General features: G+C 66.1%; 13 protein-coding genes. 8 read left to right on the top strand and 5 right to left on the bottom strand.

Going from position 1 to position 21,390, the window contains the following annotated elements; translation table 11 throughout:
- Positions 1-76 precede the first annotated feature (76 nt).
- Positions 77-631, top strand: coding sequence for an ECF-type sigma factor (locus VI238_RS11795; protein ID WP_331651561.1), 555 nt, complete (start codon positions 77-79; stop codon positions 629-631).
- Positions 632-711: 80 nt separating this feature from the next.
- Positions 712-3,516, top strand: a complete 2,805-nt coding sequence (locus VI238_RS11800; RefSeq protein WP_331651563.1) for a protein kinase domain-containing protein — start codon at positions 712-714, stop codon at positions 3,514-3,516.
- A gap of 139 nt (positions 3,517-3,655) precedes the next feature.
- Here the strand turns inward: VI238_RS11800 and VI238_RS11805 are convergent, their stop codons facing one another.
- Positions 3,656-5,260, bottom strand: a complete 1,605-nt coding sequence (locus tag VI238_RS11805) for a hypothetical protein (RefSeq protein ID WP_331651565.1) — start codon at positions 5,258-5,260, stop codon at positions 3,656-3,658.
- Positions 5,261-5,600: 340 nt separating this feature from the next.
- Here VI238_RS11805 and VI238_RS11810 point away from each other — a divergent pair, with 340 nt between their 5' ends.
- The 4 genes from VI238_RS11810 to VI238_RS11825 all read left to right on the top strand — a co-directional run bounded on the left by VI238_RS11810 (position 5,601) and on the right by VI238_RS11825 (position 11,574).
- Positions 5,601-5,954, top strand: coding sequence for a nuclear transport factor 2 family protein (locus VI238_RS11810; RefSeq protein WP_331651567.1), 354 nt, complete (start codon positions 5,601-5,603; stop codon positions 5,952-5,954).
- Positions 5,951-6,937 carry an AraC family transcriptional regulator gene (locus VI238_RS11815; protein WP_331651568.1) on the top strand — a complete coding sequence of 329 codons (987 nt, stop codon included), beginning with the start codon at positions 5,951-5,953 and terminating at the stop codon, positions 6,935-6,937. The genes VI238_RS11810 and VI238_RS11815 overlap by 4 nt, the downstream gene beginning before the upstream one ends.
- Positions 6,938-7,085: 148 nt before the next feature.
- Positions 7,086-10,022 carry a TonB-dependent receptor plug domain-containing protein gene (locus VI238_RS11820; RefSeq protein ID WP_331651569.1) on the top strand — a complete coding sequence of 979 codons (2,937 nt, stop codon included), beginning with the start codon at positions 7,086-7,088 and terminating at the stop codon, positions 10,020-10,022.
- Positions 10,023-10,275: 253 nt separating this feature from the next.
- Entirely contained in the window at positions 10,276-11,574 is a 1,299-nt protein-coding gene (locus VI238_RS11825; protein WP_331651583.1) for a hypothetical protein, read from the top strand.
- Positions 11,575-11,665: 91 nt separating this feature from the next.
- Here the strand turns inward: VI238_RS11825 and VI238_RS11830 are convergent, their stop codons facing one another.
- From VI238_RS11830 to VI238_RS11840, 3 genes are all read right to left on the bottom strand, one after another.
- A complete protein-coding gene (locus VI238_RS11830) occupies positions 11,666-12,046 on the bottom strand; it encodes a VOC family protein (protein ID WP_331651571.1) in 381 nt (126 codons plus the stop codon).
- Between the two features lie 114 nt (positions 12,047-12,160).
- The gene (locus tag VI238_RS11835) at positions 12,161-14,104 is read right to left on the bottom strand and encodes a hypothetical protein (protein ID WP_331651573.1); all 1,944 of its coding nucleotides are present in this window, start codon (positions 14,102-14,104) and stop codon (positions 12,161-12,163) included.
- Between the two features lie 359 nt (positions 14,105-14,463).
- Positions 14,464-16,377: a hypothetical protein gene (locus tag VI238_RS11840; protein WP_331651575.1), complete on the bottom strand. Its 1,914-nt coding sequence runs from the start codon at positions 16,375-16,377 to the stop codon at positions 14,464-14,466.
- A gap of 458 nt (positions 16,378-16,835) precedes the next feature.
- Here VI238_RS11840 and VI238_RS11845 point away from each other — a divergent pair, with 458 nt between their 5' ends.
- Both VI238_RS11845 and VI238_RS11850 read left to right on the top strand, forming a co-directional pair.
- Positions 16,836-18,605 (top strand): right-handed parallel beta-helix repeat-containing protein, encoded by a 1,770-nt coding sequence (locus VI238_RS11845; protein ID WP_331651577.1) that lies wholly within the window; start codon positions 16,836-16,838, stop codon positions 18,603-18,605.
- 73 nt (positions 18,606-18,678) lie between these two features.
- Positions 18,679-20,451 (top strand): hypothetical protein, encoded by a 1,773-nt coding sequence (locus tag VI238_RS11850; RefSeq protein ID WP_331651579.1) that lies wholly within the window; start codon positions 18,679-18,681, stop codon positions 20,449-20,451.
- A 431-nt stretch (positions 20,452-20,882) separates the two neighbouring features.
- Here the strand turns inward: VI238_RS11850 and ssb are convergent, their stop codons facing one another.
- Positions 20,883-21,389, bottom strand: coding sequence for a single-stranded DNA-binding protein (gene ssb, locus VI238_RS11855; RefSeq protein ID WP_331651581.1), 507 nt, complete (start codon positions 21,387-21,389; stop codon positions 20,883-20,885).
- Position 21,390 lies beyond the last annotated feature (1 nt).

Here is a 21,390-nt window from a genome sequence, read left to right on the forward strand (position 1 = left end):
GCGTCCGGCCCGATCCCGGATAGAACGTCGAACGAGTGCTCGGAGCGACATGCACGCACAAGCGATGAGGTCGACGATGGCCGACGCCAACGAGAACACGGAGATGCGCCTGCCTGCCTCCTATGCCGGCGACGAGCTCTTCGTCGAAGTCTACGACAGGCTCAAGACGATGGCCGGCAACCAGCTCGTCAACAACGTCGACTCGATCAACACGACCGGCCTCGTGCACGAGCTGTACCTGCGCATGGTGCACGGCAAGTCCTTGCGTTTCGTCGATCCCGCGCAGTTCTTCGATTACGCCGCGAAGGCGATGCGCCACCTGCTCGTCGACCGCGCACGCGCTCGCATGCGCACCAAGCGCGGCGGCGGCCTGCTGCAGGTCGAATTGCCGACCGAGACCACGTCGCTCGCCGACATGACCGCGCAGCGCGCGTTGGAAATCGACGACGGCCTGCGCAAACTCGAGGGCGAAGCGCCGCGAGCCGCCCGCATCGTGGAGCTGCACTACTTCGCGGGCCTGTCGCTGCCGCAGGTTGCCGAGCAGCTGGGAATCTCGACGCGCACCGTCAACCGCGAATGGCGCTTCGCACGCGCCTTCCTGCACGGCGAACCGCATCACGAAGGCGCATGATGCATTGGCGCTGCGCCGGCGCTGGCGCCGTTTTCCTTCGATGAAGGTCGTTTCGCTGCGCATCATCGACGAGGGCTTCCGTGACCGAACGCTTGTCCATTGGCGAGCTTGCCGACGCATTCGACAGCCTGATCGCCCTGTCCGACGTCGATCGCCGACGCTGGCTGGCCCGCGACGACTTGCACGCCGACGATCGGGCCAGGCTGGCGCGAATGCTTGCCGCCGACGCGCAGGCCGAGGACCGGTTCCTCGACGAACCGGCACTCGTCCACGCGCAGATCCTCAACGAGAACCAGCCCACCCATGTCGAGCCGGCCGCGCTCGTCGGTCAGCAGTTCGGCGCCTTCCGGCTGGAGCGCCTGATCGGGCAAGGCGGCATGGCGACGGTGTTCCTCGCCCGACGCTCGGGTGCGGATTTCGAACAGGTCGTCGCGGTGAAGCTGCTTCGCAGAGGCCTGTTTTCTGCGGTCGAGCAGAAGCTGTTTCGTCGCGAGAGACGCCTGCTGGCGAGCCTCAACCACCCGAACATCGCACGCCTCATCGACGGCGGCATCACCGAGGCGGGCATTCCCTACCTCGTTCTCGAGTATGTGGAGGGCTTGCGACTCGACGAGTACGTCGGCACGCACCGCCTCGGCGTACGCGCCCGCCTCGAACTGTTCGTGCGCGCCGCCGCTGCCGTGGAAGCCGCGCACCGTGCACTGATCGTGCATCGCGATATCAAGCCTTCCAATATCCTCGTCAGCACCGACGGCACACCCAAGCTGCTCGACTTCGGCGTCGCGAAACTGCTCGGAGAAGACGGCGACAACCACACCCTGACGGCGGCGCTCACGCCCAGCTATGCCGCACCCGAGCAGATCGGGCGCGGCCCGATCACGACGGCTGCGGACATCTACGCGCTCGGCGTCGTGCTGCACGAGCTGCTTACGGGAAGTCGGCCGACCGGCCCGGATGCGGGACCACCGTCGGCGAGCATCGCATCAGCGCAGCAAGTCAGCCGATTGTCGCCGCCCGCACCCGCGCCGCACCTGCGTCGCGTGTTGCGCGGCGACCTCGACACGATCGTCCAACGTGCGCTCCATGTCCGCCCGGAGCAACGCTATCCGTCCGTGGCCGCGCTCATCGACGACGTGCAACGTTACCTCGACGGACGCCCGGTTCTCGCGCATCCTCCTTCGCGCTGGTACGTGTTGCGCAAGTTCCTGCGACGCAACCGGCTGGCCGCAGGTCTCGCGGGAGCGCTGCTGCTTGCCCTTGTCGCGTCGCTCGGCGGCGCCTTGTGGCAGGCGCGCGCGACCCGCGCGGAAGCGATGCGCGCCAATTCCGTGCGCGACCTGCTGATCGACGTCTTCAAGACCGCGGAGCAGAGCCAGCCGGAAGGATCGCGCGTGAGGCCCGAGGACATCATCGATGTCGGCATGCGGCGCGTGCTGGACGATCGCAACCTTCCCGACGAATCCCGGCTCGAGTTCGTCGGCGCGCTCGCCACTGTCGCCTCGACGATGGGTGCCTACGCGCAAATGGATACGCTGACGCGCACGGGAATCGACATCGCGGACCGTCGCTACACCGTCGGCGAGGATCCGTACACGACGGCCCGGCGTCAACGCGCCGAGGCCTTGATACACCTGGATCGCCCCAGCGAAGCGGTCGCGTTGCTGGAGCCGATGCGCGACAACCTGTTGGCGAGCGACACCCGCGCCGCTTACGAAGCGCTGATGGTCCTGTCGGTCGCATTGGACCGCCGGGGCGAGGCGGGTGACGGATCGCTGCAACTCATCCGTCGCCTGCGCGAGCGCGCCGTGGCGAGCAGCATGCTGCCTCCCGAGGTCGTGCTCCAGGTGATGATCACCGAATCCGACCAGCTCGCGGCCAAGCATCGCTTCAAGGAGGCGCTCGAACGCGGTGAGGCCGCCGAGAAGTACTGGCGCGACCACGAACTGCCGGTCAGCAGCGAGATCCTCTGGCTGTACGAAGGCATCGGCAATGCCGCCAGTTCACTCGGCGACGCCGCGCTCGGCGAGGCGGCATACCGCAGCGCGATAACGCTGTCCGAACGCATCCACGACCGACCGCACCGCGAGACGGCGTGGTTCGTGGGGCTGCTCGGCAGCTACCTCGTTTCGCTAGGGCGCGTCGACGAAGCGGAACCCTACGTGCTGCGAGGACTGGCGATGCGTCGGCAGCTCTACGGAGAGACGGCGAAGGAAACGCTGTTCGCGGTGGGCGCGCTGAGCCGCCTGCGCGCCGTCCAGGGTCGCCGCGAGGAAGCCATCGCAGCGATCGACGAGGGCATCGACGCGTGTCGTCGCCAGTCGATCGACAGCGAAGCCTGCGTGCGCTTGCTACAGACGCGCTCGCGCCTGCGATTGCCGACGGGCGACATCGCGGGCGCGAAAGTCGATATCGAAGCGGCGATCGCGATGCAGAAGCGCGTATCCGGCGACGAGAGCGCGATGATCGCGAACCAGTATGCCTATCTCGCGGAAGTGCAGCGACGCGAAGGCCGCTACGCCGAGTCCGTCGCGACGGCGGACAAGGCGCTCGCGCTCATGCAGCGGTTCGGTGCGGGCCACTGGGCGGACACTGCGGTCGCGCGCCTGCAGCGCGCATGGTCGAACCTCGAACTCGGTCACGCGCAGGCGGCACTCGACGAAATCGCGGACGCCGAGCGGGCCTTTTCCGAAGCGTCGCCGCAGAACGTGAAAATGCGCGTCACGATGAAGCATGTCGCGGCATCGGCGCTCGCGCGGCTTGGTCGCAGTGACGAGTCGCAACGCGCGGCGGCCGAGGCGCTGCAGCTCGCGGGATCAGACGCGAAGGTCGAACCCGAGGTCATCGCGACCTTGAAACGGCTCGCTGCCGGTACCGCTGCGAATTGACACATCGCCGACGGAAGCGGAACGCAGCCGCCTGCATGGCATCGCAGTAGGGAGCTGCGAGGTGGGGATCCATGCAGGCGGCCACTGCAAACAGTGGCATCCTGTCCTGCTTGCGCAGGGATAAACGTCGTGGCGCGGCCTAATGCGACACGCGCAGCGCGCGTCGCGTGCGAGGCATCGGCATCGGCTCGTCTCGTCGCAGCCACGAGCCTTCGAAGCCATCCCCGAAGATCGAGTCGGGACGCGGCACAGGGGTCTCGAACGCGCCGAGATCGCGAGGTTTGCGCGCATCGGGTACATCGAGCAGGTCGACGTCGCGGGCATGGCCTCTGATGTCCAGCCCGCCCTGCGCCGACGCGGCGTCGATACCCAACGACGTGGGCTCCAGCTCGAACGAATTGTCGCGGAACGATGGCCGCCCGATCAGCACGCCGTCGCGCGGCCACGCATCTCCGATGTTCCGGGCGAGCACGGCAACGAAGAGCGGCATCGCGCCCGGCCCGTCGGCCGTCAGCAGGGTCTGCTCCTGGTCGACGATGCTGGTCGAGACAGCCAGTCGGCCGCCCTCGTCGAGCTGGAAGGTGCGCCCGAAATGCCCCGCATTCTCGGCGATGGTCGTCGCGCCCACCGACACGAACGCGAAGCGACCCGTCGTTGCGATCGAATCCCCGACGTCGTTGCCGGCGAACAAGGAGTTGCGCACGCCGACGAAGGACTCGCCAGGCCGATGGTCGTCGTTCGCACCGATGAGCGTCGGCGCAGAGTTGGCGAGCACGAACATCTTCTCGATCCGGGCCGTTGCGCCACCGGTCACCGATATGACGGGTCCATTCGCCACGTTGTTCGCGACGACGTTGCACACGGCGGCCATGCACGCGCGGGCGCTTGCGTCGCCGATTGCGTCGCACTCATTCGTGAAATGGGCGTTCGGCCCGTCGATGCGGATGACGCTCGCGTTGAAGTCCTGCGGAGAGCCCGAGGCGACATGGCCGAGCACGGCGACGTTGCTCATGCACAACGTCCGCGCGCGATTGGTCGCGGTGACGAGGATCGCGCCCGTCCGGTTCTCTTCAACGTGCAGGGGCGCCGAGGACCGGGTCGATCGCAGGCGCACGACGCCGTCGCCTGGCAGGGGCCATTCCGGATTGCGGTATCGCAGGGCGAATCCCGCGTTGTGCGAGATGTGCGAGTCGGCCAGCGCGATGTCGGCCGACTCGACGTTCTGCAGCAAGAGGCCGTCGCCCTCGTTGCGACTCAGGGAAACGCGCTCGCCGCGAAGTTCCAACCGCGCGTGCGCAATCGCCATCAGTCCCGACGTCAGGTTGTCGACGATCGCCACGTCATCGCCCACGGTCAGGGAGGCATCGAGCACGCCGCGAACGCCGACGGCCGCCCGGTCCGGATGGGAACTGGATGCGCCCGTTACCAGCGCATCGGAGATCCGAAGCGCGCCATTCCCCTGAAAATCGACCACGCCACCGAATGTGTCCTGGCTCGCGCTACCGCCCTTGAGGTTCAAGCCGCGCAGCTCGAGCGCGATCGTTCCTCGCACTTTCAATAGCGGCTCACCTTTCATGCCTGCGATCGTCGAACGCCCGGTGGCGACGTCGTCCAGGCAGGTCGCATAGCCGCCCACGATCATGGCATCGATGCCGTCCACGTGGAGGCGCTGATCGCTCCAGACCTCGTTGTCGACGTCGCGAGTCACCCGGATCTCGCTCTTGCCTCTCGACGTCGCAGCCATGTCGAGCGCCTCCTGCAGGGAACTCGCATCGCACCCTCCCGCTGCTCCCGATCGACCCACCCTGATGGTCGACGCGTGCGCCGCCAGGCTCGCGGCTGCGAACAATGCGAGCGACAGCCACGCCACGAGGCCATGCCGCGCCCCCCTTTTCGAATGTCCGTGCATGTACGCCCCTCGTCTGGATCAGCGATGCCGCGGGCGTGACTGGCGACGCCGCGATCACGACGGTGAACGTCGAAACGCGGGCGCCAGAGCCAGGTGCGCGAGCGTCCAGCTTTGTTGGCGCTGCAGCTGGGATTTCGACGTTCACCCGGATGGGTAGGCCAGGGAGATCACGACGATGCTGACTGCGGCCTTCGCGGCGTCCTTCGCGCGCGAATGGATCGACGCGTGGAATGCGCACGACGTCGATCGCGTTCTCGCGCACTACGCCGATGATTTCGAGCTCGCGTCGCCGTTCATCGCTTCCATCGCTGGCGTGCCAGAGGGGCGCCTGGTCGGAAAGGGCGCCGTGCGCGCGTATTGGGCGGAGGCCCTGCGCCGGATGCCCACTCTCCATTTCCGGCTCATCACCTGCTTCGTCGGAGTGGAGAGCCTCGTCATCCACTACCAAGGCGTGAGCGGCCCCGCTGCCGAGACCCTCGTCTTCGGAGTGGACCGCCGCGTGATCCGCGCATACGCCCACTATCTTTGAGCGAAATCCACGTCACGGATGGGTGGCGCTCGCCCGGAGAAAACGGCGTTTGCCCCCTCGACTGCCCCGGTGCGACCAACACGCGGGCCATCCGAACGGGGGAATACATGCGGACAGAAGTCCATTGCGTACGCAAGAGCCAGCGCATGCGCCTGGGCAATCCACCGAGCGGCGACGTCCTGCGAGTGGTCGTCGGGCTGGGAAGCTCCACCGTGCTGTCCGCGCGGGCCGACGACGCCACCGCGATCTGCGTAGTGCGCGGACGCGTGCATGTGTCGCTGGAGGATTCGCGCTGGACGCTCGATGCGCCGACCGTCCTCTTCCTCGAGGGCGGCGAGTCCGCCGCGCTCGCCGGCGACGGCTTGTGGGTGTATGCAACCGCTCCTGGTAGCGTGATCCGCGAACTGCTCGGTGACGCGTGCGGACGACCGATCGCGACGCCACTGGTTCCCGGCAAGCTGCGCATGGCACGTGCCTTGCGGCACGACCTGCTGGCGGCGCTCCGCTGTGGGCGCGAAGAGGCGTGCGAGAGCCGGCTCTTCGCATCATCCGTCGCCGTCCATCTGGCGACGATGCAATTCGAATACGAGCCGCTTGTCGCCCGATGTGGCGGTCGGACGTGGAAGCAGCGGCGCAATGCATTCGTGCGGCTGCAGCGCGCACGCAATCACCTGTACGCGAACTTCCACCGCGAGTTGAGCGTCGCCGAGGCGGCGGCCATCGCCAACTACTCGCCTTTCCATTTCATACGCGCGTTCGAAGCCGTGTACGGCGCCACGCCGCACGCCTACCTCGTCGAGCGAAGGCTCGCTGCGGCGCGGGATCTCCTGCGCACGAGTTCGCTCGCGATCGCCGAGATCGCGAGCATGAGCGGCTTCGAGGATCGGACCGCGTTCGCTCGCAGCTACAAGCGCCGCTTCGGTATCACCGCGTCCGATCACCGGCGGCTGCTGGCAGCCGCCCGCATCCAGGCGGTCGCCTGACTGCCTACATCGAACCTCGGCACCAGCCGAGCGAACACGCGGCCGCGCTTCGGCAGTCGGCCGCATCAACCCCGATGTCCAACAGAGAGGTCGAAACATGACAGTCGAAACATCTCACGCGCAGGGCGCCCGCGCGATCCTTCGAACCATGCCCCTGCGTGCGCTATCGGCCGCTACGCTCGCGGCGCTCGGCGGAGTGGTGCAGGCGCAGGACGAGGCCGGCAGCCAGAAGCTGGAAACGATCACGGTGACGGGTTCGAACATCCGTCGCGTCGACATCGAGACCTCCAACCCGGTCGTCACCATCGATCGCGCCGCGATCGCGAAGACCGGCAAGTTGACCCTCGGCGACCTCGTCCAGCAGCTCCCGGCCGTGACCGGCCCGAACACCAACCCGCAGGTCAACAACTCCGGCGGCAGCGGCTTCTCGAGCATCGGTCTTCGTGGCCTCGGTTCGCCGCGCACGTTGGTGCTGATCAATGGCCACCGTTACCTGTCGGGCGACCCGAATGCGATCCCGGCGAACATGATCGAGCGCATCGAAGTCCTGACCGACGGCGCATCGTCGGTGTACGGCTCGGACGCGATCGCGGGCGTCGTCAACTTCATCCTGCGCAGCGACTACCAGGGTGCGGAGTTCACCGCCGACTACGGCATCTCCGACCATGACGACGGTACGTCGAAGGGTTACTCCTTCACGTTCGGCCAGAGCTCCGACAAGGGCTCGATCATGGCCGGCGTCAACTACAAGAAGATCGACGGCGTGGAATCGGCGCACCGCGAATTTTCGAAGAACTCGGTGTCGCGACTCGGCTCGACGAGCAGCCCGATCAGCACCTTCATCGGCGGCTCGCCTGCGTCACCGTATGGCTGGATCAAGATCCCGACCGAGTTCGCGGACCTGTTCCCCAACTGCGCGACCGGCCGCATCGCGCGCAACCCGGGCGCGGACGGCAGGAACGTCGGCAGTGACTACCATTGCTACAGGAACTCGCCGGACGCGAACGGGCCGAGCGACCTGTACAACTACGCGACGGTCAACCTCGTGATGACTCCGCAGGAACGCACCGGCCTGTTCCTCAATGGCAACTACAAGCTCACCGATGGCGTCGAAGCCTATCTCAACGTGCTGCACAACAAGACCTCGGCGGCATTCCAGCTGGCTCCGTCCGTCTACGGTGCACGCTATGGCGCCGTGATCTCGGCGGACAGTTACTACAATCCGTTCGGCATCGACTTCTCGCCTGCCAGCGGCGACCTCTTCCGCGCACGCCTCGAGTCGCTGGGCAACCGACGAGCAGAGAACGGAACCGCGAACGACCAGTTGTCGACGGGCTTCCGCGGTTCGTTCGCGGCGTGGAACGACCAGCAATGGAACTGGGAACTCGGCATCGACTACGGCCATGTACACGTCAGCACGACCACGTACGGCCTGCCGAATCTAAGCATCCTCAATCAGGGAACAGGTCCTTCGTTCTACGATCCCGTCACCGGCACCGTGCGATGCGGCACTCCCGAAGCGCCGATTGACGGCTGCATGGCGTTCGACCCGTTCAACCTGCAGCACCCCAACAGCGTCGCCGCCCTGAGGGCGGCCGCCGCGCCAGGCGTCAACAGCTTCATGACCAAGGAAATGGTCAAGCGCATCGATCTCAATGGCGGCTTGTTCGAATTGCCGGCGGGCACGATGCAACTCGCTGTCGGCTACAACTACCGGAGCGACTACACGCACTCGAATGTCGACACCGGCCTCATCGTCGACTTCAACGGCAACTGCACGCTCGGCAGCCAGTGCGCATCCGCGCTGCAGGGTGGATACAACGTGAAGGAAGCGTACGCCGAGCTGTTCGTGCCGATCGTGAAGGACCTGCCGTTCCTGCACGCGTTGAACATCACCATCGGCGACCGCTGGTCGAAGTACTCGAGCTTCGGTAGCACGAACAACACGAAGTTCGCGCTCGAGTGGCGTCCGATCGAAGACCTGCTCCTGCGCGGCACTGCATCCAAGGTGTTCCGGGCGCCGACCGTCTCCAACATCTTCGCCGGCGCCGCGAGCGATGCGCCGCGAATCAGTCGTGATCCCTGCGACTACGCGGGCACCGGTGCGAACCCGAACGCCGGCCTACCCGTATGCGCGGGCGTGCCGACCACGGGCCCGTTCCAGAACGAATCCGTGTCGACGGGCTCGCAGCTCAACGGCATCGTGTCGGGCGCCGCATTCGCCGGGTTCCCGATCGGGCCGGAGAGGGGCAAGTCCTTCGATTTCGGCATCGTCTACGACCCGCATTGGCTGGAAGGCATGTCCGTCAGCGCCGACGTATGGCGCCTCTACCTCAACAACAACATCACGACGGTGCGGGCGCAGAGCGTCATCGATCTCTGCTATGCGGGGCAAAGCGCCTACTGCGGACTTATCCATCGTTACCAGAGCGGCGCGAGCCAGGGCCAGATCCAGACGATCAACGAGCCGACCGGCAACCTCGGGCGGGTGGATGTCGAAGGTGTCGATCTCGCGATGAACTATCGCCTTCCCGAGTTCTCGTTCGGTCGCTTCAACGTCGGCCTGAATGCGACGTACCTCCAGAAGTACGACCTGCAGACGTCGCCCGGGCTCGCCGGCAACACGACGTATCACTACGCCGGCCATTTCATGAACTACGGCTCGGCGCAGGCAGCGGCGTGTCCCGGTGCAGGCGGCGGCGTGTGCCTGTTCCCGCGCTGGCGCGCGCAAAGCCATGTGGGCTGGCAGATGGGGCCATTCGATGCGTCGTGGTCGATGCGCTACATCCATCGCTTCCGCATGGGCTCGGCTTCGCCGTCACAGGATACGCATCCGTGGGGTTCGGGTGATGTTCCCTACCTCGTCGGCGCCTACCGCGACTACGGTGCGACGACGTATCACGACATCCAGTTCGGCTACAACCTCGATTCGCTCAACACGCGCGTCGACGTCGGCGTGAACAACGTCGGCGACAAGCAGCCACCGCTCCTGTACGCGAACAACACGCTGAACGCGAACACGGATCCGAGCGACTTCGATCTCATGGGCCGCTACTACTGGGGCCGCATCACCGTGAAGTTCTGATGTATCGCCCGGGGGCGGCGGCCGCGCTGCGGCCGCTGCCCCCGGGCACCCCTCCACGCACCGCAAGGCGTTGCGACTCGCCCTTGCGAAAGCCCTGAACAGGACCACCATGATTCGAACCAGACATGCATTGGCCGTGTCGATCGCATTCGCCTGCGCGAACGCGAGCGCCCAGGACGGCCTCATCGATGCGACGTTCGCCGACGGCGGACAGCAAGAACTCCTCCCGGCCACGGACGCGAAAGCGTTCACGATGAACGCCGCGGCGGTCGGCGCCGACGGCAGCATCCTGCTCGGCGGATTCGAGGATCGCGGCACGCCGGGCGGCGGCTTCCCCATGCTCGATCGCGTCGTCGTCGCGAAGCTGCTCGCCGACGGGTCGCTCGATACGACCTTCGGCGGCGACGTCGCGCGCCCCGGCGTGGTCGTCTTCGACGACCTGCAATTGAACGCGCACATGGAAGAAGCGCGTGCCGTCATTCCGCTCGCCGACGGCGGCGCGATCGTCGCGGGAATCTTCGACGCAGCGATCGACATGGCGTCATTTGGCGGATTCGTGCTGAAGATCGACGCTCACGGCAATCTCGATCCCGGCTTCGGAACCGGCGGCATCGTGCGCCTGCCCTTCTCGGTGCTGGATGCCGCGATGGATTCGCAGGGCCGCCTGGTGCTCGTTGGGGAGGGCCGCAACGGCGTTCCGGCGTTTCGCGCGGTCGTCGCGCGCATCCTCGGATCATCCGGGGCGCTCGACGTCTCCTTCGACGAGGACGGCGTGTTCGACCTGGTGGAACGCGGCGATGACGGAACCGTCGTCGACCACGAGGGCGGCGCGTACGCCGTGGCCGTGGTGCCCGGTGACGACGTCGTGGTGGGCGGCTACCAGGTGCGCGATGCCACCACGGTCGCGTTCTCGCTCGCACGCCTCCATGACGGCAAGCTCGATACGTCCTTCGCCGATGATGGCTGGCTGCGCTTCGTGCCCGAATGGACGAACTCGCCGGTCAACGTGATTGACGACATTGCGATCGCGCCGGACGGCGATATCGTGATTGCTGCCGAATTCAGGGAAGACACGAGCAATTCCGTGCGCCCGGTCATCGCGCGTTTCGCAGCGGACGGTACGCGGCGCGACGCGTTCGGCAGCCCCGAATCGCCGGGGTTCCGCCCGTTGTCCGTCGCGGACGGATACGACCTGCAGGCGCCGCGCGGACTCGTCGTCCAGCAAGACGGACGCATCGTGTACGGCGCGCTGATCCGGGACCGGGTGACGAACCAGGCACCGAGAATGGTCACGGGACGCCTCACGGCCGAGGGAAAGGCGGATCTCGACTACGCCAATGGCCCGGTCGGGCCTGTCCCCGAACCGACCCAGATGCTCGCGGACGTCTACACGCTCGCCTTGCAGGACAATCGCCCCATCGTCGTCGGCAGCGCCGGCTTTCGCGAAGATCCGCAAGACCCCTGGATGCCGATCTACTACCGCACGCGCATCATCCGTTTGAACAACGACAGCCTGTTCCTGTCCGGATTCGACGGCCTGTCAGGTCCCTGAAGCGTCCTGGCCGAGGACCGCGAGGCTCATGCCTCGCGGTCGCCGGCGCCACTGCAGCTCGTATCTCGCCGCAGGCGAACGCGACAGCGCGTCAATCGACGACCGACGCTCCGGGCGGCGTGTAGGTCAACTCGAACCGGATGCCGTCCGGATCCTTTGCGAAGAACGCGATTGCACCGTCGATGTCCTGCACGTCGGCGACCGCGAAGCCCGCCATGGAAAGCGTCGCACGCAACGCATGCACCTCCTCCGGCGTCGATGCACTGAACCCGAGGTGATTCATCCCGGCGCCGTAGCGCTCGTACGGTCGCGTGCCCGCGCGCGCTTCAAGAATCTGCAAGTGGAAACCATCCGCGCTCGACCAGACGTGCGGCTTCGACCTCGCGAAGCCGAGCGCCGGCAGCAACGTGCCGTAGTACGGCATCGATCGCTCGAGCGATGTCACGAGCAACGTCAGGTGATCGGGCTTCACGGGTCCCTCCGCGCGGTTCGCACGACATGCCGGCGACGCGCACCGCGAGCGCCATGCCGTACGTGGCCGCTTGCTCGTCGCACGCCGGATCTTCGTCGAGTTACCGTGAGCTGCCTATCGCGGGTCGAATCCGTCGACGAACAGCACCTCGACGTCGTCGAGCTGCGTTTCCAGGGCACCGAGATCGCGCACGCCGAACAGGTCGGCACGCCAGGGCAGATCGACGTCGCGCTCCCGTCCGTAGGCGTCCTGACCCGTCGGGCCGTCCGGTGGCGCCCAATCCACGCCCAGCGAGTGGGACGCGAGCCGATAGTCGCCCGTCGCCGCGTCGATGAAACTCGGCTGTCCCACCCAGAGCGTCGGGCCGCTGCCGGAATACGACGTATCGTGCAGGACGCGCGTCAATGCGATCGCGCCGGCCGACGGCGCATCGATGCTGAAGAAAGCCGCTCCGGGCTGGTCGACGATCGCATCGGCCAGCGAGGACGTTCCGCTCTCGTTGCCGATGATGGCGCCGCTCAACACGTTGCCGACGATCGTGATGTTGCGCAGCGAGATCTCGCAATCGAGCTGGCACTGCTGGGCGACCGACCTGGCCGCATTCTGCGCGACGAGCAGGTCGGTGCCGACGATCGACGACATCGGCGTGCCCGGGCGGCGCTGCAGGCGGAACAGGTCGCGAACGCCGTTTTGCAGCACGCGCATGCCCTGGAGCTTGACGCGGGCGCCGTCTTCCGACTCGAACAGCGATCCATTCGCGGGGCGGCCGTCGTCGAACGTCGATACGTTGCCGAAGACGCGATTGCACTGTGCATCGGGACAGGCCGCGGGCACGTTGCCACAGGTCGCTTCGTTGCGGAACGCGGTATTGGCGCCGCGCACGAACGCGATCGAACCGGCCGCTTCGGCATCGTTGAACTCGAAACCGGCGTTCCAGCTGCAGACATCGATCGTCGCGGCGCCGGTCGGATTCGAGACCGAGATCACGCCGCCGCGTGCATGCGCACGGTTGAAAGCGAACACCTGCGGGTGCTCGAACCAGCTGAGGATGCGCACCGACGCGTCGCCCTGTGCACTGCCCAGACGGGGATGATCGCCAATGGCGATCACCCCGCCGAACTCGGCCTCGTTACCGGTGAACGTGCCGGCCGAGCCCGCGAGGGGGATCGTCCTGAGCAGGATCGAAACCGGTGGGACGGCGAGGATGGCGCCGCCGTCGCCGAGCGTGCCGTTCGCATCCACCTGGATGCCACCCAGTTCGTCGACCATCGCCAATGACGAGTGCCCGCCCATCGCGATCGCGCCGCCGCCTTCGCCGGCGAAATTGCGGTTGATACGCGTCCCGCCGGCGACCGTGAGCGAAGCGATCCCGGTATCGGACTGCAGCAGGATGGCGCCGCCGACGGCGCCGGCGCGGTTGTCTTCGATACGCGAGTCCTGTACGTGCAGGCGCGCATCGCCGCCGCGCGCGAACACGGCGATGCCGGCACCGAGGCCCGCGTCGTTGTTGTCGATGACCGAGCCGCGGATGCTCAGAAGACCCGCGCCGACGTAGGCGATGCCACCGCCGTAGGAGTCCGGATTCAGCGTGGCGTCGCCGCGCGTGAAACGGACCCCTTCGATCGTCACGTCGTGCCCGACGATCGTGAGCACGGGCGCCTTCGAGCCCCCGTTGCCGTCCAGCTCGACGAGTCCGCTCGGGGTTATGTCCCAGCAGTCGTCGAAACCGCCGACGATCTTCAACGGGCCCGGATCATGGACATCGGGGTCGACGACGCGATTCGCGACGAGGGCCTGCTGGCGGTAGAACCCGTCGGCGACATCGCGCGTGATCCAGATCTCGTCGGCCTCGCTCGTCGCCGCGGCCGCATCGAGCGCGGCCTGGATCGTCGGGAAACTGCAGTTGTTGCTCGTGCCGCTGCGCCCGACGGTGTAGACGAATGCGTCGGCATCGGGAATCGACGACAACGCGAGGCACGCGACCGCGAGCGTCGCAAGTCCACGCCACGGCGCCGCGCGCTTGCGGACGCAAACGCCTATGCTTCGGTTGCTGGTCATTTCTTTGCTGCTCCACAGGATCGTGGCACAGGAAACGACGAATCCGCCGCGGCGGCGCCAACAGGGAAGACGGCGCGCGGCGCGGGCGCGGTCTTCGTTCGACGGCGCTAACGACAACATCGCCTTTCGCCGCCGACGCACATCGATCGCATTCGCGTCATTCCGCCCGACAATACGTCCACTTCGTCGGGCTCGGCATCGGCCCCGGGTCGTTCGCATGGGGCCGATGACGCTGGACGACAGCCCAACAGCGAACCAGGCTGCGTGCCACGTTCCGGGGCATTCGAGGTCGTCATACGTCCATCCGCACTGGGTGTCGAGTACCGCGCAGTTCCATCGCGACAAACCGCTCCTACGGTTCAGAACGCCTCGAAACCGGCGATGAAGATTGCGTCGGACCGGTCATCTTCGTCTTCTTGCGTCTCGATCGCGCCCAGATCCCGGCGGCCGAATCGGTCCGGGCGCCACTCGATGTCGACCGTGCGGCTGCGTCCGAAAGCGTCCGTGTTCGTATCGGGATCATCCGGCGAGACGTCGATACCCAGCGACGCGGAGGTCAAGCGATAGTCCATGGCCGGGGCATTGATGTAGGTCGGCGCACCGCGCCAGATCACGTCGCTCTCGCCCTGATAAGTGCTGTTGTGCAACACCCGATGGAGTTCTTGACGGTCCGAAGCGAGGGGATCGAGGGAGAACATCGGATTGTCCGCATCATCAAGGATGGAATCAGAGGCGAAGAACCATCCCGTGTTGACGAATGCGGTACCGCTGAGCGCATTGCCCGCAACCGTCGTCGATTGCATCTGGAAGAACGACTCGTCACCTCCTTGCGTCAAGATCGATTCCCCTGTGTTCCACGCCAACAGCACGTCGGCGATATAGACGCTGGGTCCGGCGGCGCCTACGGCCTGAATCTCGCGAAAAAGGTACGCGGCAGTATTCTGCACCAGGCGCGCATGGCTGAGACCCAACGTGGCGCCGTTCTCCACTGAATACAGTGATCCGCCGACCGGTTGCCCGCCAGGTTCCGTATTCGCCTGGATCAGGTTGCAAGCGCCAGGGCAAGCAGGGCGGTCATCGCACGTCGGCTCGTGACGGTATGACGCATCCGCTCCGCTCAACGCGGCGATCGATCCCTTGCTGTCAGCCGAATTGCCCCAGATTGCGATATTCCAGCTGCAAGCCATCGCGGGCGCACCGTTGATGGCCAGTACTCCGCCACGAGCGTGCGCCCGGTTGAACGCGAACGATTGGGGACGCCCCGGATAGTTGCTCGTGAGGCGAACATTCGCTACGCCAACGCCGTTGCGCAGGCCGGGGTCGTCCCCGATCGCGATGGCACCGCCGTTCTCGGCCTCGTTTCGCGTAAAGGTGCCGTCGGTTCCGGCGACCGGACTTCCAGCGATCTCGATCAGCACGGGAGGGACCGCGAAGATCGCACCGCCGTCGCCCAGCGTGCTGTTGAGATCGACCTGCAGATTCGCGTTGCCGAGAAAAAGGCTCGAGTTCGCTCCCAGTGCCACGCCGCCACCACTCTCAGCGGCAAAATTCTGGTTGATGCCGACGTTGTCGAAGCCGATAAGCTCGGCTTCGCCCCCGGTCGATAACAGGAGAATTCCGCCGCCAACGGAGGTAGCACGATTCCCGCTAATCAGCGTGCTCATGAGCTTCACGCGGGCGTCGCCTCCAAGCGCCTCGACCGCAAGGCCGCCGCCGCGACGCGCATCGTTGTTGTCGATGACGGAGTTGCGAATTTCGAGTTGTCCAGCGCCCTGATAGTAAATGCCGCCTCCCGTCGGAACCGAACTCGTCGTGGCGTCCCCACGCGTAAGGCGGAGGCGATCCACGATCACGTCGTGGCCGCGGATGAACAGCACTGATGCCAAGATGCCGTCGTTGCCATGCAGCTCGGTCACGCCTTCGGGGACGATGTCGAAGCAATCATCCAGCCCCCCGAGGATCGTCAAACGGCCGGGACCGCCGGAACCGATCAGGGACGGATTATTCGCAACGAGTGCCTGATGCTGATAGATCCCCGCATTGGTATCGCGCGTGATCCAGATCTCGTCGTCCTCGGCCGTGCGAGCTGCGGCGTCGAGCGCTTGTTGTACGGTCGGAAAGCTGCAGTTTCCGCTCAGCCCGCTTTGGCCGACCGTGTAGACGAACGCGTCGGCGACGGAACTGACGCCACAGGAGGTCACGGCTAGGAGCAGCGCGATTGCTCGACTCGCAAAGGCTCGTCGCGGGAGTCTATTTAATGGGGTATGGAGCATGGGAAGTCTCGATCTAAGTTTCGACGTCGGTAGAAACGCCGCGTCGATCCAGACAGCGCCAAAATGCGTCGACGGGATCGATCGCCGAGGCGCGGCGGCCTAAATTCGCATGCCCACGTCCGCCAGCAATCGACCGACGCCAATCGCGCGCGCCCGATCTTCCTATCGTCCTGCATCCTGGACTTCGCATGCGCGCCCAGTCGCAATTCCTTGCTGGAGCGCAGCGTACCGATGGCGCGGTCGGCGCGAATGCCCGCCACTGCCGAGCGAATGCAGCGACTGGATGCCCTGCGCGCAAGTAGGAGAGCACCGAGGCGCAGCGGGTCCACGTACGACTGCGTGTTCTCGTAGAACCGCTTTCTGGCCAAATGGCGTCGAATCGTCGAATTCGACGTTTGTTGATACGCGACACGTCGCTGCGCTCCATGCCGCGTGCGCGCATGCTCCGGAGAACTTCCATGGCATCCATACCTCCGAATCCGATTCAGCAGCAGCGCGGGACACGACTGAACCGCTTGGGCAGCCGCTACCGCATGCTGTGGTCGCTCGCGCTGATCGGCGCTGGGGCTTGTGGGCACGCGCACGCCGGCGCCATCGTCGTCGGGCGTGGTCCGTCGTGTACCGAACCGACGCTGCAGAAGGCGATCGATCGTGCCTATCGCCTGCCCGGATTCAGCCTCATCATCCTGACCGACGACGTCCCGGACGGGGTGTACCGCGAGAACGTCGACGTTTCGAGCGTGCCTTCGGGCGTCTCCGTCGAGATCGCAGGCGGCTTCGACAACTGCCGTGATCTCCAGCCGACGGCCTTCGGCAAGGCAAGCATCTATGGGGGCGACGCCTACGCACTCGAGCAACACGGCCGTGCCGACCTCACCTTGCGCGGCCTGTGGATCGAGGGCAGCTGGGGGCTCGGCTGGAACGACGCGAGTGGAGGGGAGCTCCGGCTCCAGAATGTCACGATCAACAACATCGCCGGCGAAGGCATCCGGTTTTTCGGCAGCGGAGGCATTCTGAGGCTCCAGGACACCGTCGTCAGCAACAATGGTTACGGCATCGTTCTCCGTGGCGGGCGAACGGAGTTCCTCGGCAACGTGAAGGTCACCGGCAACGAGGGTATCGGCGTGTGGGTCGGACGCGGAGCGACCTTCGCAATCTACGGCGACGGTAACGAGATCCGTGGCAACGGGATCGATGGCATCCAGGCGGTCGAAGGCGCGAACGCGATCGAGATCGCGGCATCGGGGCCGGTGCTTTCGCACAACGGCGAGCTCGGCCTGCACGTCAAGGTCTGGGGAGGAAATCCCACCGGCAACGCGGTGCTTTATTCGACCGACCCCACCAATCCGCTGACGATCTCCGACAACGGACTCGGCGCGATCCGTGTAGGGACGCCGGAGCCTTATCGCCTGTGCGCACGTAACGTCGTACTCGGCGGCAACAACGGCCGCGCGATCCATGCGGACGGGCCGTCCGTGTTCGTCGAGATGAACGGACCGCTGTGCGAGTTTCCCGATGCCGCGAATGTCGCGTGTCCAGTCGTGGATGAAGCGCACGGCTGCAACCGCATCGTCGGCAACGGTCGCCCGGGCAATCCACTGGTTTCGGCGTTCACCGGTGCGCGCATCGACGTGCATCGGACCCTGTTCGCCTACAACACAGCCAGTTCGATCCTCTCGACCAATCTCGGCGCGGCCACGAGCTCTGCGTCCATCACGCTCACGGATTCCGTCGTCACGCGCAACACAGTGCGCGACAACCTGTTCGAGTCGCTGCGCGACGGCATCGTCGACATCTGGGATACCACCGTGTTCGCCAACGCGGGGCCCTTCCAGACGAGCGTCGTCGGCATCGACCCGGGGCTATTGCAGATCACCAATTCCATCCTCGACCAGCCGCAGGCATTGGCCGGCATCGAGGGCGACGCGTCGACCACGCATTTCACGAACGTGCTCGCGCGCAATTCAGCCGGCACATCGACGGGCGATCGCGTCATCGTCGATGCGCCCGTCTACTGGGACGACCTCGGGCGACTCGATCCGGACTCGCCCGGCGTCGACTCGGCTCCTGCCGGTGGCGGTTTCGACTTCGCCGGCAACCCGCGGGACATCGACACGCTGGACCGCGTCGATGTCCTTGGCCCCCGCGACATCGGCGCCTTCGAACTTCAGCTCACCGAGATCGGGCGCATCTTCGCCGACAGCTTCGACTTCCCCCGGCCCCGATGAGTACAGCCATCCAGGGCGCCAAGCAGGCTACCGGGCGCTCGAGACGCCAGCGAGCCGCGTCGGCGGGGCTCACATGGCGCTGTGCCCCGTCCCCGACGTTCATCCGCTCGTTCGATGGCCGCTCCAGGCGGCCTTCCGCGACGTCCTTCGAGCAACGGCCATTGTGATGACGAGCCCGAACCTGCGTATCCGTGCAGCGGCCTCCCGCTGCCTTCTTTTCGCCGCCATCCCGCTCGCGACGATTCTCGTGGCGTCCAACGCCGATGCCGGCGCGATCCTCGTCGGGAAGACCCCCGGCGTGTGCACCAAGTACACGCTCCAAAGCGCGATCGACCACGCGAACACGCTCGACGGCTACAACGTCATCATCGTCACCGACGACGCGCCGTCGGGCGAGTATCGCGAGAACGTGCATGTCGGCAACCTGAAGCCGGGGCTACGCCTGGAGATCCGAGGCGGCTATCGAAGTTGCACGGAACCCGTGCGCTCCGGCCGCTACACGCGCATCCGTGGCGCATCGACGACCGCTCCCGTGATCCATCTCGGAGGCGATGCCGCGGACGTGTCGATCACCGGCCTGCATCTTTCCGGCGGATCCCAGGGACTCGAGCTCGACGGGCCCGCGACGGTCAGCCTCTACGGCAGCGAAGAATCCGGCATGCTCGTCGTCGACAATCGCGCGGACGGCGTTCGCATGCACTACAGCGGCGGAGGCAACGCAAGCGTTCGCTCGCGCCTGAACCTGAGCGGCAGCGTCGGCATCCATTCAAACGAAGGCAGCGGCATCAACGCCTACGACAAGGCGCTGCTCAAGATCTCGGGTTCCACATCCATCACGGAAAACGGCGGCCATGGGATCGAGATCCATTCGCCGGCGGAAGCGGAAATTCGCGGGGGCGGTCCCGTCACGGCCCTGAACGGAGGCTATGGTCTCTGGATCGAAGCCACGTTTCCATTCTCCGGGTTCAGGCGGACCCTGATCGACTCGCCCGATCCGGATCGCCCGCTCGAAATCTCCTCCAATACGCGCGGCGCGATCTTCATCCGCGCGCCCTCGTCCGACGTCGGCTATGGCGTGGACGTCGGCGGTGTCTCGATCCGTCACAACCAGGGGAGGCCGATTCATCTGGAGGGAAGCGGCGCGTCTCTCGAGATGCACGGCCGGTACTGCGGTGGTGGCCGGCTTCCGGACCGGAAATGCGGCTCGCTGTCGGAGAACTCATCGGCAAGCAACGCCCCGCTGGTCGCCGCGATCGACGGTGGGCGCATCGTGCTGGATCGGCTGTGGATCGCCGACAACATCGCTTCGTCGATCCTCTCCACCAACCTCGGCACCGGAGCCGCGGCATCGGCGATCACCCTCACCGATTCGGTCGTGGCAGCCAACAGCGTTCGCGACGACCTGTTCGAGTCACTGAACCAGGGAATCGTCGACGTGTGGAACTCCACCGTGTTGCGCAACGTGGGTGGATTCGGCTTCAGCTTCGTGGGCATCGACGCCGCCCTCCTGCAGGCGACGAACAGCATCATCGACCAGCCCCAAGTCCTCGCCACGGTCGAAGGCACGGCATCCACGACGCATTTCAACCGCGTGCTCGCGGCGAACCGCATCGGCGCATCGGCCGATGACGACATCCTCGTCGCGCAACCGCGCTACAGCGACGCGTTTGCGCGGCTGAGCGCCGCTTCGCCGGGCGTCGACTACGCACCGCCGGCAGGGGGTGTCGATCTCGACGGGTATCCGCGCGATGTCGACCAGGCAACGATTCCCAATGTCCACGGCCCGCGCGACCTGGGCGCCTATGAAGCCGTTCTCGAGTTGGTCTTCCACTCGGGCTTCGAGTGACTTCCGCGCGGATCGATCGGCTGCGTCCGTCCTCGCGCTGCACCCAGTCCCGACTGATGCTGAGGAATTCGACGGCGGTCCACCGGACGCGGGCCGGGGTTGCGGCGATGCCATGCAGCCCGGTCGAAGCCTTGGGCGCCGGCCCCGAGGCCGGCGTCGCGAAGGACCGGCATCGCAACTGAAAGGCATGCCCTGCTCCGCAAGCGCTATGGGCTACGACCGCGTCTGCCCGATCCGGATGGCAAAAGGATCCATGTCGCAGCGGGGCCATCTGGCGGCCCCTGTGACACGCGCATGGCGCTCACGCCCCACCTTCACGATGGAGGGCGCTCCGTGCTCTGCGCCATGCATGGACGTGCCAGGTCCCGAATCGCGCGAATCGTACCCGGCATGGTCGAGGCAGCAGCGAACGCGTGAACTCCGAGCGCTGGTCAGAACGGAATGTCGTCGTCCTCGAAACCGCTGTCGGCCGGCGGCGCCGACTGGCGCGGCGCCGCCGAAGGCGGTGCACCACGCGACGGTGCGGAGCGCTCGCCGCCGCGATCGCGGCTATAGCCACCGCCACCGCCGCCGCCACCACCGCCGTACCCGCCGCCTTCACCGCCACCGCCGCCCGGGCCGCCGAGCATCTGCATCTCGTTCGCGATGATGTCGGTCGAATAGCGCTCGACGCCGTCCTTGTCGGTGTACTTGTCGGTGCGCAGCGACCCTTCGACGTAGACCTGGCGTCCCTTCTTGAGATACTCGCCCGCGATCTCGGCGAGGCGGCCGAAGAACTTCACGCGGTGCCACTCGGTACGCTCCTGCTGCTCGCCGGTCTGCTTGTCCTTCCAGCTTTCCGAGGTCGCGATGCGGATCGAGGTGATCGCGCCGCCATTGGCCGTGTAGCGCGTCTCGGGATCCGCACCGAGGTTGCCGACCAGGATGACCTTGTTGATG

Source organism: Dokdonella sp. (assembly GCF_036518555.1).
Lineage (GTDB): Bacteria > Pseudomonadota > Gammaproteobacteria > Xanthomonadales > Rhodanobacteraceae > Dokdonella_A.